The 13327-nt window shown below is 42.4% G+C and carries 11 protein-coding genes; 5 read left to right on the top strand and 6 right to left on the bottom strand.

The window, feature by feature from the left end:
* Positions 1–28: 28 nt before the first annotated feature.
* Positions 29–3202 (bottom strand): efflux RND transporter permease subunit, encoded by a 3174-nt coding sequence (locus QNM16_RS04885; RefSeq protein ID WP_284019451.1) that lies wholly within the window; start codon positions 3200–3202, stop codon positions 29–31.
* A gap of 5 nt (positions 3203–3207) precedes the next feature.
* Complete coding sequence (locus QNM16_RS04880) at positions 3208–4383, bottom strand: efflux RND transporter periplasmic adaptor subunit (protein ID WP_284019450.1); 1176 nt, start codon at positions 4381–4383, stop codon at positions 3208–3210.
* Positions 4384–4699: 316 nt separating this feature from the next.
* Between QNM16_RS04880 and QNM16_RS04875 the strand changes: the two genes are divergently transcribed.
* Positions 4700–5302: a TetR/AcrR family transcriptional regulator gene (locus QNM16_RS04875; RefSeq protein WP_063360815.1), complete on the top strand. Its 603-nt coding sequence runs from the start codon at positions 4700–4702 to the stop codon at positions 5300–5302.
* Here the strand turns inward: QNM16_RS04875 and QNM16_RS04870 are convergent.
* The 3 genes from QNM16_RS04870 to QNM16_RS04860 all read right to left on the bottom strand — a co-directional run bounded on the left by QNM16_RS04870 (position 5286) and on the right by QNM16_RS04860 (position 8831).
* Positions 5286–7130, bottom strand: coding sequence for an ABC transporter ATP-binding protein (locus QNM16_RS04870; RefSeq protein ID WP_284019449.1), 1845 nt, complete (start codon positions 7128–7130; stop codon positions 5286–5288). The genes QNM16_RS04875 and QNM16_RS04870 overlap by 17 nt on opposite strands.
* Before the next feature lie 186 nt (positions 7131–7316).
* Positions 7317–7778, bottom strand: a complete 462-nt coding sequence (locus QNM16_RS04865; protein ID WP_063360813.1) for a DUF3010 family protein — start codon at positions 7776–7778, stop codon at positions 7317–7319.
* Positions 7779–7829: 51 nt separating this feature from the next.
* Positions 7830–8831, bottom strand: coding sequence for an endonuclease/exonuclease/phosphatase family protein (locus QNM16_RS04860; protein ID WP_284019448.1), 1002 nt, complete (start codon positions 8829–8831; stop codon positions 7830–7832).
* Between the two features lie 235 nt (positions 8832–9066).
* Here QNM16_RS04860 and thrS point away from each other — a divergent pair, with 235 nt between their 5' ends.
* The 4 genes from thrS to rplT all read left to right on the top strand — a co-directional run bounded on the left by thrS (position 9067) and on the right by rplT (position 12393).
* Positions 9067–10977, top strand: coding sequence for a threonine--tRNA ligase (gene thrS, locus QNM16_RS04855; RefSeq protein ID WP_284019447.1), 1911 nt, complete (start codon positions 9067–9069; stop codon positions 10975–10977).
* Positions 10978–11038: 61 nt separating this feature from the next.
* Positions 11039–11602 (top strand): translation initiation factor IF-3, encoded by a 564-nt coding sequence (gene infC, locus QNM16_RS04850; protein WP_284019446.1) that lies wholly within the window; start codon positions 11039–11041, stop codon positions 11600–11602.
* Positions 11603–11817: 215 nt separating this feature from the next.
* Positions 11818–12018: a 50S ribosomal protein L35 gene (rpmI, locus tag QNM16_RS04845; RefSeq protein ID WP_023398350.1), complete on the top strand. Its 201-nt coding sequence runs from the start codon at positions 11818–11820 to the stop codon at positions 12016–12018.
* Positions 12019–12033: 15 nt separating this feature from the next.
* Positions 12034–12393, top strand: a complete 360-nt coding sequence (gene rplT, locus QNM16_RS04840; RefSeq protein WP_023398349.1) for a 50S ribosomal protein L20 — start codon at positions 12034–12036, stop codon at positions 12391–12393.
* 105 nt (positions 12394–12498) lie between these two features.
* Here rplT and QNM16_RS04835 read toward each other — a convergent pair whose 3' ends face one another.
* The gene (locus QNM16_RS04835; RefSeq protein WP_284019445.1) at positions 12499–13326 is read right to left on the bottom strand and encodes an SDR family oxidoreductase; all 828 of its coding nucleotides are present in this window, start codon (positions 13324–13326) and stop codon (positions 12499–12501) included.
* Between the last annotated feature and the right edge of the window lies 1 nt (position 13327).

The raw sequence follows: 13327 nt of genomic DNA, 5'->3' as shown, positions 1-13327 counted from the left end.
GCCAGAGAGCTGGCGTTTACCGCAAAGGTTAAGCGAGATCTTCCTGAGTTTCAGTGTGATCTTTTTTATGATGCTCGGCTATTTCTTTTGCTAGGTCTTTCTTTGAACGCTTTTCCGTAAACTTCCTAGTTGTTAACCAGTAAAAGAATAACGGTACAAAGAATACAGCTAAGAAAGTGGCCGCCATCATGCCACCCATCACGCCTGTACCAACACTGTGTCTCGCCCCTGCGCCTGCACCTGAGCTTAATACCAAAGGTACCACGCCCAGAATAAATGCAAGTGACGTCATGATGATAGGGCGGAACCTTAACCTTGCGGCTTCCAATGCAGCAGCGCTAGCACTCCAACCCTGTTGGTGTTTCATTAATGCATATTCAACAATCAAAATGGCATTTTTACTTGCAAGGCCCAGTAGCGTGACAAGACCAATTTGAAAATATACGTCATTGGTGAGACCCGCAATCCATATTGATACTAAAGCACCGAAGGTACCAAACGGCAGAGCGAGTAGCACAGAGATAGGTAATGACCAACGCTCATACAAAGCGGCGAGTATCAAAAATACCATAACAACGGCAAGGCCTAATGCAAGCCCCGTTGTGCCAGAGCTACGCTTTTCTTGGAATGCTGATGCTGTCCATTCGAACGTCATATCAGGCGGTAGAACTTCAGCGGCAATTCTCTCAATCTCTGCAATTGCTTGACCCGAGCTATACCCTGGCGCTGCGTTACCCATTAATTTTACAGCCGATAAATTGTTATAACGGTGCAAACTTTCAGGCCCACGTGAGAACTCAATATCGGTGAAAGCAGATATGGGCACCATATCACCTTGGTTGTTTTTCACATAGATGCGACCAACATCCTGAGGTGACATTCTAAATTGTGCTTCTGCAGACATAATTACCTGCCATGAACGACCAAACTTGTTGAAGTCATTTACATAGTAATTACCTAAATTTGCAGCAAGGGCGTTAAACGCTGAGTTGATATTGACGCCCATTGCTCTGGCTTGCTCTCTGTCCATATGTACTTGGAGTTGAGGTGCATCGGGACGCCACAGAGTTTGTAACCCACCTAAGATAGGACTCTGCTGAGCTGCGTTCATCATCAATTGCATACCCTGTTTTAATTTCTCAGGATCTGCGCCAGTTTTATTTTGTAGATAAAACTCAAAGCCACCTGTAGAGCCTAACCCGAAGATAGCTGGAGGGTTAAACGCAAGCACGAGCGCTTCTTTGATATGCGCGGTTTTCATAAAGAGCTCGCCAACAAGTGATTTTGTATCTACTTCGCGCTCATCCCAGTGTTTTTGGGTAATGAATAGAGTTGCTGCATTATTTTTGTAACCACCCCCCAAGAAATCGAAACCGGTAAAGGCAACAACGTTCTCGTTTGCAGGGTTTGACTGAGCTGCTTCAATAACTTGTTTGGTGACCTCAGTTGTGCGCTCTAACGAAGTGCCATCTGGCAAGAATACTGCACTGATGTAAAAGCCTTGGTCTTCATCTGGTACCAGTGAACCTGGTGTTTTTTCCCACATAAACAGGGTTGTGCCTACCATTGCTGACATGAGCACAAAACCTAGCGCACCACGGCGTATCATAAAGCTCACTGAGCCGACATATTTTCCAGTGATGCGCGTGAACCAATTATTAAACCACAAGAAAAAGCGGGCGGTTTGCTTGTCTTCATGTTTTAAGATTAAAACGCACAGTGCTGGCGTCATGGTTAAAGCGACAACACCCGACAAGCTCACAGAAATTGAAATAGTGATGGCAAATTGTCTGAATAGCTCACCTGTTAAGCCACCTAAAAAGGCGATAGGAATAAATACAGAACAAAGCACCAATACAATAGCAACAACCGGGCCACTGACTTCTTCCATTGCTTTGTAAGCGGCTTCACGGGCACTCACTCGTTGTTCATGCATAATACGCTCTACGTTTTCGAGTACAACAATGGCGTCATCGACAACGATACCTATTGAAAGCACCATACCAAATAAGGTGAGGGTATTGATTGAATAACCGAGCATGTAAAGCCCTGCAAAAGTCCCAAGTAAGGACACCGGCACTGCAAGGGTTGGAATTAAGGTTGCGCGCCAGTTTTGTAAAAACAGGTATACCACCAAGAATACCAACACCATGGCTTCTACTAAAGTGATCAACACTTCACGAATGGATACTTCTACAAAACGCGTTGTGTCATACGAGTTGATATGCGCAAGACCTTGTGGAAACTGTGACTTGAGTTTGTCAATCTCGTTTTCAACTTCATTGGCTACGTCTAGCGCATTGGCACCTGGCTGCAAGAATATGCCAAGCAGAACAGCATCTTTACCGTTGATCGTACCGTTGAAGTTATAATCTTTTGAACCGAGTTCAACGCGAGCGATGTCTTTAAGTCTTAAAGAAGAGCCATCGGCGTTTGCGCGAATAATGATGTTGTCAAACTCTTCAGGCGTAGATAATCGCCCTTGTGCAGTGACACTGTATACTAGCTCTTGAGGACTTGCAGATGTAGGGGTTGCACCAATGCTTCCTGCGGCATATTGTGAGTTTTGTTCACGAATCGCACTTGTGACTTCCTCTACCGTGACCTTTAATTGGCTCATAAGATCAGGTCTGAGCCAAATTCGCATTGCATAATCACGGGCACCAAATATTTGAACATTGGTCGTACCAGGAATACGTTTAATGTTATCTAAGATATTCATGGTGACATAGTTTGATGTCCATAAGCTTGAACGGCTGTTGTCTGGAGAGTAGAAAGCATGAACTTGCAAGAAGCTGGATGACCCTTTGGCTACAACGACACCTTGACGCCTTGTTTCTTCAGGTAATCGAGCCTCGACTTGCTTTACTCTGTTATTGACATCAACAGCTGCTTGGTCAACGTCAGTGCCAATTTCAAATGTCACTGTGATGGTTGTTGCACCGGCACTGCTGCTGATTGACTCCATATACATCATGCCTTCAACACCTGTGATGGCATTTTCTATCGGGGCTGCAACAGTTTGCTCTAGCACATCGGCAGATGCACCAGGATATACCGCCGTAACTTGAACTTGAGGCGGTGAGATTTCAGGGTATTGTGCAACAGGCAAAGTACGCATTGCCGCGAGGCCTGCCAGTACTATCACAATTGAGATCACAAAGGCAAAAATAGGCCTATCGATAAAATATTTAGAGAACATAGGGCTTATTCTCCTTTAGCCGCTACATTAACTGGCATGCCGGGGAAGAATATACGAGCCATACCTTCAACAATTACAGGTTGATTTGGTTGCAGTCCTGAGCGAATAACCCACATATTTTGACCATCTAGTTGCACCCACTCGCCAACCTCAACCGGTGCAGGTAGAGCCACTTTCATCCCTTGCTCATTATCTGCTGCGATATAGACGAATTTACCCGTTCCATTATCTAAAACAGCACGTTGCGGCACCACGATTGCTTGGTTTCTAACTGCACCACTCAGTTGCACACGCACAAATTGCCCAGGTCTTAATTCACCTTTTGGGTTGGCAATACGAGCTTGCAGTTCTGAAGTACCGGTAAAACGGTTCACTCTGACATCTGAGAAGTTAACTTTACCTTGCTCAGAGTAGGTGGAGCCATCTTGCAAAATGATGGTGGCGTCAAACTCGTTATTTTTTGGCAGGGTTAACGTACCAAGTTCAACATCTTTTCGCATTGCTAGCTGCTCTCGCTCTGAGAAACCAAAGCGTGCTCTCATAAAACTGGTGTCTGTCAGTTCTGTAAGAAGTACGGTTGGACCAGAGATGTAACTACCTTGAGATTCTTTTTCACGACCGATAATGCCTGACACTGGCGCTTTTACTTGTGCGTATTCAAGGTCAAGTTTGGCTTCGTTTAAAGCCACTTTTGCAGACTCTAAATTAGCAAGTGAAATATCGTAAGCTGAAACGGCATTATCGAAATCGCGCTTAGAGACTGAACGCTCATCTTTAAGTTTTTCTAATCTATCTCTTTCGCGTTTCGCTTGTGCCACGTTTGCTTCTGCAGCATGGAGTTCAGCTTGTGCTTTTTCAAGTTCCAGCTCGAATGGCTTTAATTCGATGGTGAATAGAGAATGTCCCGCTTTTACGTATTGTCCCTCATCAAAGTTTCTGGATTCAATCAGTCCTGACACTCGAGCACGTATTTCAACTTCTTTGTCGCCAAGAAGTGTCGCTGGTAATTCAATTTTAAACGGTACGCTTTGTGTTGAAACATGAGTCACACTGACTTGAGCAGGTTGCATACCAAATCCTGCTTGTTGCTGTGGAGCTTCTGAGCAAGCACTTAACATGCCTGCTGTAAAAAGTGCTAAAGAAAGGTGTTTAACTTTGCTTTTGAATGATGCTGGATACATGAACACTCCAAATCCTATTAACTATCGTGCTTCCAAACTGTCGCTGGTATTGCTCATCACAGTTTAGCTTACTACCTTGTATAAATTATTCCACATAGGGTATTAGTGGGCAGATTGTCCATTTGATACCTTCCTCACACCAAAGTAAAGGTTATAAACTCGACAACTATACAAGTAAACGCTAGTGTATACTTGTTTAATATAAAGGTAAACGATGTCGTGTACTTTTTATTTTATAGATAAACGTAACCGTATACTTTTTATTGTCCCGATAATTGGTTAAACTGGTGTTAATTGTTAAAAGTGAGAGAAATAAATGACACAATTGTCAGCCAAACAGCAAGCAATCGTTAGTGCCGCGATAGAACAATTTGCGCTAAATGGGTTGCAGGCCACAACAATGGAGGCGATTTGCCAAAAGGCTGAAGTATCAAAAAGGACTTTATATAAGCACTACCCGAATAAAGAAGCGCTATTTGATGCTGTTGTTATTTTACTTATTGAAAGAATAGAACCATTAACTGCAATTCAGTTTATTCCGAACTATGACTTTGAAGTGCAATTAAAACATTTAGCGACCAGTGTTGTAAGTTTGCTGTGCGATCCTGACTATATCCGGTTATCCCGTATTGTGATGATTGAGTCAATGCGAAGTGAGACACAAGCACATCGATTAAATGAAAAATTCAGTCACTGTGAGCAGTCAATGGTAGTGTGGTTTGAAGAAGCATCCAGTGCAGGATGCTTAGGCGATCATGATGCCCATTTTGCTGCCGCCTTTTTTTGGGGTGGCTTAAAAAGGCTCACATTTTGGGAGATGGCCATCAGGTGGCAGCCTCCCGTAGATGAGCAGCAACTTGAAGCATTTATTGAACAAGCCTGTAAATTGTTTTGTCGTGGTGTTAGTCCACGCCAATAAAGCCACCTGTTTGATGTGCCCAGAGTTTGGCATATATGCCATTCTGCTCAAGTAGCTCTGTATGCGTTCCTTGCTCTACAATGGCACCTTGCTCAAGTACAATTAATCTGTCCATCTGTGCAATGGTTGATAATCTATGCGCAATCGCAATCACCGTTTTATCTTGCATTAACTCATCTAAGCTGGCTTGGATTGCTTGTTCAGACTCTGAATCAAGAGCTGAGGTGGCTTCGTCAAGTACTAAAATTGGTGCATCTTTTAAAAGGACTCTAGCAATGGCAATACGTTGCCTTTGGCCTCCGGAGAGTTTGACACCACGCTCACCAACTTGGGCATCTAGACCTTGATTGCCATGACTGTCCTCAAGGTCCCAAATAAAAGAACTTGCCTGCGCTTTATTGATTGCCTGTAGTAATTCATCTTCTGTTGCATCAGGCCTGCCATATAAAACATTGTCTCTAATGCTGCGGTGTAACAAAGCAGTGTCTTGTGTCACCATCGCGATTTGCTTTCTTAAGCTTTCTTGTGTGACTTGAGAGATATCTTGTTCATCAATCGTAATCTTACCTTGTTGAATATCGTAAAATCTCAGTAATAAATTGACTAAAGTCGATTTACCAGAGCCAGAGCGACCAACAATGCCAATCTTTTCACCGCTTTTAATTTCTAAGGATAAGTTATCAAAGACTGAGTTCGTCAACTGCTTATCTTGGCGTTTATATGCAAAAGTGACATCTTTAAAGTCAATGCGTCCCTTTGTGACAATGAGCTCATTGGCATTGGGCATATCGGCAACCTCTATGGGTTTTGATAGCGTGTTCATGCCATCTACAACAGTACCGATATTTTCAAATAAGCTACTTATTTCCCACATGATCCATTGCGACATGCCGTTTAGTCTTAAGGAAAGGCTGATCGCAATGGCTATTTCACCTGCAGAAATCACATTGTGTGACCAAAGATATAGTGATAGCCCGGCAATGGAGAAAACCAGAAGGTAATTTAATACTTGGATGCTGACATTAAGGCTGGTAACAAGCCGCATTTGTCGATAAACCGGCTGCATGAACACATCCATGCTGCTTTTAGCATACTCTTCTTCTCGCTTTGTATAGGAGAAAAGCTTAACGGTAGAGATATTGGTATAGCTATCTACGACCCGCCCAGTCATTTCTGAGCGCGCATTTGCCTGCTCAGAAGAGACACGTTTTAAGCGTGGTAAAAAGTAAACTTGAACACAAATGTAGAAAAATAACCAAATAAATAGTGGTATCAAGAGTTTTATATCGCTGCTACCAATCAGCACAAGTGTCGCGCCAAAGTAAACAACAATGTAAACCAGTACATCGAGCAGCTTCATTACCGCCTCTCTGATGGCTAAAGAGGTTTGCATTAATTTTGTCGAGATCCTGCCAGCATAATCGTCTTGATAAAATGACATGCTTTGCTTTAGCAAGTATCTATGTGCCAGCCATCGAATTGACATAGGGTAGTTACCGAGCAAACTCTGGTGTAAAAAAGCGCTGTGAACAAAAACCAATAGAGGGATAGCAATGAGAGTGATCAGTGCCATGATAAGCAAGGTATCACTTTTGTCATTAAAGAGCTGCTGTGGATCCATGGTTTGCATCCAATCTACCAATGTGCCCATAAAGCTGAATAGGGTAACTTCTAATGTAGCAAGTAAGGCTGCGCACACAGACATAATAATCAGTGGGTATTCCATACCGCGACTATAATGTCGACAAAAAGCATACAGGGAGTTTGGTGGCTGGCTGGCATCTTGGGATGGGAAAGCATCGGTGAGCTTTTCAAACAGCTTATACATTATACATCCTTATAGTTTTCATTATGTGCGATTCACTTTGTTAAGTGTATCGAGAGTAACAGATAATGGTTTGTATAAGTATACGTGTCAATGAAACGAATGAGTGAAGAGAGGGAGAGGTTGTGGACAGATGCAGTTCACAAGGTGAGTAGCTTACTCACCTTAAATATTTAAGTTGGCACGATATTATGCTTGCTCATCTTCCACGTCGTGGCCATACGTTTTGCGCATAATAAGTACGTAAGCGTTTGTGAATGCTTGTTCTTGGTACTTTCTCAATCCTGTATCGGCATAATCAACAGGGACTGGGTTGCGCTTTAATTGTTCTTTCACCTCAGTTGCATTTAATAAATGTACTTCAGTGTTAGGAATAAGCTGAAAAGCCGCTTCCATTTTAAAGCCTGCAGCACTGCCTGCAAATTTACCTTTATGCGCCCTTTGACGAATAGCGATGGTATCGATTTGATAGTCTTCAACTAGCTTTGATACATCGAAGTGAAACTTGCGCATCGCTTCTTGGTCTTGACCGATGTTTGCCAATGTGAAGCGAGTTTGTCGAATATCCCTAATGTCGAATACGTCGTTCTCTTTTGATAAAAGACAAAGCATCGCTTCGCTACCAGTAATTTCAACACCTAATGTTCTCATTATATTTTCCAATTTATACCTAATGGCAGGGATAATAGCATAGCTTGTTTATTAAATTGTAATTTCTATCGCAATTGCAGCGTGATCTGAATATCTTATGTCCTCTTCATCTCTTTTTGGGTCCAAATGACTCGCATAATTGTGATAAGTTAGCGAGTTGACACGGGTATTTGGATCTCTGGGTGAAAACTCTTTGGACGCTAAGATGTAGTCTAATACGTTACCTTCACCATGGAAATAATGTGTTGGAGGCTTAACCCCGAGTTCTGGCTGATTGTCTGAGATGGCAAAGCTTTCGAATAGGCCAACGGTTCCTAATTGACTTGATTCACTGACAACAGGGAATTGCTCAGTCATGAAGGATAGAGCAGGGCTGGTAATATGTGCATTAAAGTCGCCCATTACTAATGTAGCTGAGCTCTTTTCTCTTTGGGTTTTAAGTGCATCGTAATATACAATGGAGGCTTCTAAAGAGCGAGAAATTTGAGACTGCATTGTGCCGACTGTTTGATTAAGCATAACCAAGAATGGATCTTCTTGATCGGGGTCTCCTAATAGTTGCGCCATGGAGTGGACTCGCTGAGATTTAAAATGCACCGCATAAATGGTTAAGAGTCCAAATCCTTCTAAATCAAAGGTGCATTTAATGGGGGTTCGATTAAATTTAAAGTTTGCGAGATTATTTAAATATTCTAATAATTCATGGCATGGTTCTAAAGGTTTACATTGCTTAAATGGCACTTTAGAAGCAATCGCGACAACAGGGTTGAAAAGTACGTTTGGATAGACGGCATCGGGTTTGGGCGAATCTACGGTGGCAAAATATTTAAGTCCTAAATCCTCGCAAATAGAGGCTAAAACATCTGGGGCGAAGACTTCTTGAAAGACGATTACGGTGGGGTCAATATGTTGAATAAGACCCGTGATAAATTGCGTTTTTGTGGCCCACTGGGTGTCATTGTAGGTTTCCTCTGGTTGATAAAATGCATAAGGAGGCGATGCAAAATTCAAAAGGTTGAAAGACGCAAATTTGAAAGTTTTTCGCTGCTCCATAAAAATCTCTCTGTTTTCCATTAATAATGACTATTTTATCTTAGTCTTTTCCTTGCAACTCGTCACGCATCAGGTCACAATAGCCGCAGGATTGAAAGACCCCAGTCAAATTTAGCATACCACTGAATAACCAATGCTTATTCGTAAAAGCGTTGATGGGCAACACTAACACTTAAAATTGATAATAGATACATGTGACGCGGCGTAGGTGTCACCACTGTAAATAGGATTAAAAATGCCAGTAATTACTCTTCCTGACGGCAGTCAGCGTATTTTCGAAAACCCTGTTTCTACTCTTGATGTTGCTAAAGACATCGGCCCTGGTCTTGCTAAAGCGACCATTGCTGGCCGTGTTAACGGTGAGCGTGTAGATGCATGTGACATCATTGAGCAAGATGCCAATCTTGAAATTATTACCGCAAAGGACGAAGACGGTTTAGAGATCATTCGTCACTCATGTGCGCACTTAATTGGCCACGCGGTAAAGCAACTTTTCCCTGAAGCTAAAATGGCGATAGGTCCAACTATCGACAATGGCTTCTATTACGACATCGACATGGAACATTCTCTAACTCAAGAAGATCTTGATGCTATTGAAAAGCGCATGTTACAGCTTGCAAAAACAAACTATGATGTTGTTAAAAAGAAAGTGAGCTGGCAAGAAGCACGAGACACATTTGAATCTCGCGGTGAAAGTTACAAGATGGAAATCTTAGACGAGAATGTTGCTAAAGATGACCGTCCGGGCCTATACCATCACGAAGAATACATCGACATGTGCCGTGGCCCTCACGTGCCAAACATGAAGTTCTGTCAACACTTCAAAATTATGAAGGTTGCAGGCGCATATTGGCGTGGTAATGCAGACAACAAAATGCTTCAGCGTATCTATGGTACTGCTTGGGCAGACAAAAAGCAGTTAAAAGCATACCTAAAGCGTTTAGAAGAAGCTGAGAAACGTGACCACCGTAAAATTGGTAAAGCACTAGATTTATGGCACTGGCAAGAAGAAGCGCCAGGCATGGTATTTTGGCACAATGACGGTTGGAGCATTTATCGCGAGCTAGAAGACTTTGTTCGTGAAAAATTGCGTGAATACGACTACGAAGAAGTAAAAGGTCCATTGATGATGGACAGAGGGCTTTGGGAAAAGTCTGGCCACTGGGATAAGTATTCAGATGCAATGTTCACGACTGAATCAGAGAAGCGTGAATATGCAATTAAACCAATGAACTGCCCAGGTCACGTTCAAATCTTTAACCAAGGCTTAAAGTCATACCGCGATTTACCATTGCGTATGGCTGAGTTCGGTTGTTGTCACCGTAATGAACCGTCAGGTGCACTACACGGCCTAATGCGTGTCCGTGGATTTACTCAAGATGACGCCCATGTATTCTGTACAGAAGAGCAGATCATGGATGAAGTTTCATCTTGTATTAAAATGGTCTACGATACGTATGAAACATTTGGCTTTGAAAAGATAGTTGTAAAACTTTCTACTCGCCCTGAAAAGCGTATTGGTGAAGACGAAATGTGGGACAAAGCAGAAGCTGCACTTGCTGAAGCGCTTAAGTCTAATGACATTGAGTTTGAATACCTACCGGGTGAAGGTGCGTTCTACGGACCTAAGATTGAGTTCACATTGTACGATTGCCTAGAACGAGCTTGGCAATGTGGTACAGTACAGCTAGACTTTGCGTTACCAGGTCGTTTGGGCGCGACATATGTTGCTGAAAATAACGAGCGTAAGACGCCTGTTATGATCCACCGCGCGATTTTAGGTTCGATTGAACGTTTCATCGGTATTTTAACCGAAGAGTATGCTGGTTTCTTCCCAACATGGTTAGCACCAAAACAGGTCGTTATCATGAATATCACGGATAAACAGGCTGATTATGTCCAAGAAGTTGTGCAAAAACTAAATAAACTTGGAATAAGAGCTTGTGCTGACTTGAGAAATGAGAAGATTGGCTTTAAAATCCGCGAGCATACTTTAAAACGTATACCTTATTTACTTGTTGTTGGCGATAAAGAAGTCGAGCAACAAGAGCTAGCAGTAAGAACGCGCAAGGGTGAAGACCTTGGCAAATTCTCTGTGGATGATTTTGTCGCTAAAATTAGCGAAGAAATTAAAAACAGAGTTTAATTTTTGAAACCCGTGCGGCAAACATATTTACAACAGTGCCGCACGTTTAATTTTGGATTTTTTGGAGGAACGTACCATTAGAGGCGGCAAAAAAGGGCAAACTACTGCTCAAAAGAATCGTATCAATGATGAAATCACAGCGAAAGAAGTTCGCTTAATCGATGCTGAAGGTGAGCAAGCGGGCATTGTCTCTACGAGAGATGCGCTAGCGCAAGCAGAAAACGCAGGTTTAGACCTTGTTGAAATCAGTCCAAATGCTGAGCCACCAGTGGCTAAGATAATGGACTATGGTAAGTTCATTTTTGAAAAAGCAAAATTACAAAAAGAACAGAAGAAAAAGCAAAAACAGATCCAGGTTAAAGAGATTAAATTCCGCCCTGGTACTGACGAAGGTGACTATCAAGTTAAACTTCGTAACTTGCGCAAGTTCTTAGAAGGTGGCGACAAGGCGAAAATCACCATACGTTTCCGTGGTCGTGAAATGGCTCACCAAGAAATCGCAATTGACATGCTTAATCGCTTAAAAGCAGATTTGGAAGAGATCGCTCAAGTTGAGTCTTTCCCAAATCGTGTTGAAGGTCGCCAGATGGTTATGATGATGGCACCTATTGCAAAAAAAGCATAAGTCAGGCATAATTCGCGCCGATTTTTGAAAGAATTTAGCACGGGTATTGAAAGTACTGAGATTTTTAATCTTGAGTCACCTGTGTTAACCGGTAATAAGTAAGCTGTTTGTTTCATTCAGCTTCGCCGGAATAGGGTGTAAGTTGGGCCTTAAAAGTGATGTTCGCATCCGCCTACTTGCATATATTAAACGCAATATCATTTGGAGTTATTGCAATGGCTTATAAGCTAAAAACACACAGAGGTGCTGCAAAGCGCTTCAAAAAGACTGCTTCAGGCGGTTACAAGCGTAAACAGTCGCACCTTCGTCACATTCTGACTAAGAAGTCTTCAAAGCGTAAACTACACCTACGTGCTAAGTCTATGGTTCATAAGAATGACCTAGGCCTTATCGATCGTATGTTACCATTCGCTTAATAGAGGATATCAGAAATGGCAAGAGTTAAACGCGGTGTTATCGCACGTGCACGTCACAAAAAAGTATTAAAGCAAGCTAAAGGTTACTACGGAGCACGTTCACGTGTTTACCGCGTAGCGTTCCAAGCTGTAACTAAAGCTGGTCAATATGCATACCGTGACCGTCGCGCTAAGAAACGTACTTTCCGTCAACTATGGATTGCACGTATCAACGCTGCAGCACGTCAAAACGGCCTATCTTACAGCCGCTTCATTAACGGCCTTAAAAAGTCGTCAATTGAAATCGATCGTAAGATCCTAGCTGATATCGCAGTATACGACCAAGTAGCTTTCACTGCTCTAGTAGAGAAAGCAAAAGAAGGTCTTGCAGCTTAATTATTGATTAAGTATAGCGATGTTTAAAAGGAGCCTTTGGCTCCTTTTTTAGTTTTTATTTACACTAAATTTCTGCGTTTAGCTAAGTCTACATATCTCGTTTTACTACCTATTTTTAAGTAGTAACTTGTCTAATAAACGTGAGCTTAAAATACGTTTTAAGTAACCCATCAAATAAGTCGGAAACGTCACATAATATCTAGCTTTCGCTTTTGGCGACTCAATCGCATGTAGTAGCTTGTCGTAAACTGCTTCTGGGCCGAGTGTGAACTTTTGTGGTGCTGTTTGTGCTTTAAGCCTCGTTAGCTGCGCTTGATACTCATCTTTATGGTAACTGGACCCGATATCAATATGTTGTTCAAATGCTTGGCGGGCATTTTTTCTAAAATCTGACAGGATTGGGCCAGGTTCTATCAAGCTGACTTGAATATCGGTCTCAGCAAGCTCCATTCTCAGTGTGTCAGTCAGTGCTTCAAGTGCAAATTTACTGGCATTGTAAGCACCACGGTAGGGCAGTGCGACTAATCCGAGCACCGATGAATTTTGTATAATTCTACCTTGGCCCTTTTGGCGCATATGTGCAACGGCAAGACGGGTTAATGTGTGCCAGCCGAAAAAGTTGACTTCAAATTGCTGTCTTAAAACATCAGTAGGTAAGTCTTCAACTGCACCAGGCTGGCCATATGCACCGTTATTAAAGAGCACATCGAGTTTTCCATCGCATAGCTCAAGCGCTTGTTGAAAGCCTTGGTGTATCGAATTATCGTCTGATAAGTCGAGTAAGATGCAAGGTATAGCTAGTTCTTCAAATATCGAACGGTGTTTTGGGTCCCTGACAGAGGCAATAACTTTGTACCCAGAGTTATGCAGTGTTTTTGCACAATACAAACCTATACCGGTAGAGCAGCCCGTGATTAAAATACTTTTACTCATT

It is taken from the genome of Pseudoalteromonas umbrosa, from assembly GCF_030125375.1.
GTDB lineage: Bacteria > Pseudomonadota > Gammaproteobacteria > Enterobacterales > Alteromonadaceae > Pseudoalteromonas > Pseudoalteromonas umbrosa.
Note: the sequence above shows the minus strand (reverse complement) of the source record. Positions and strands in the feature narration are given on the sequence as shown.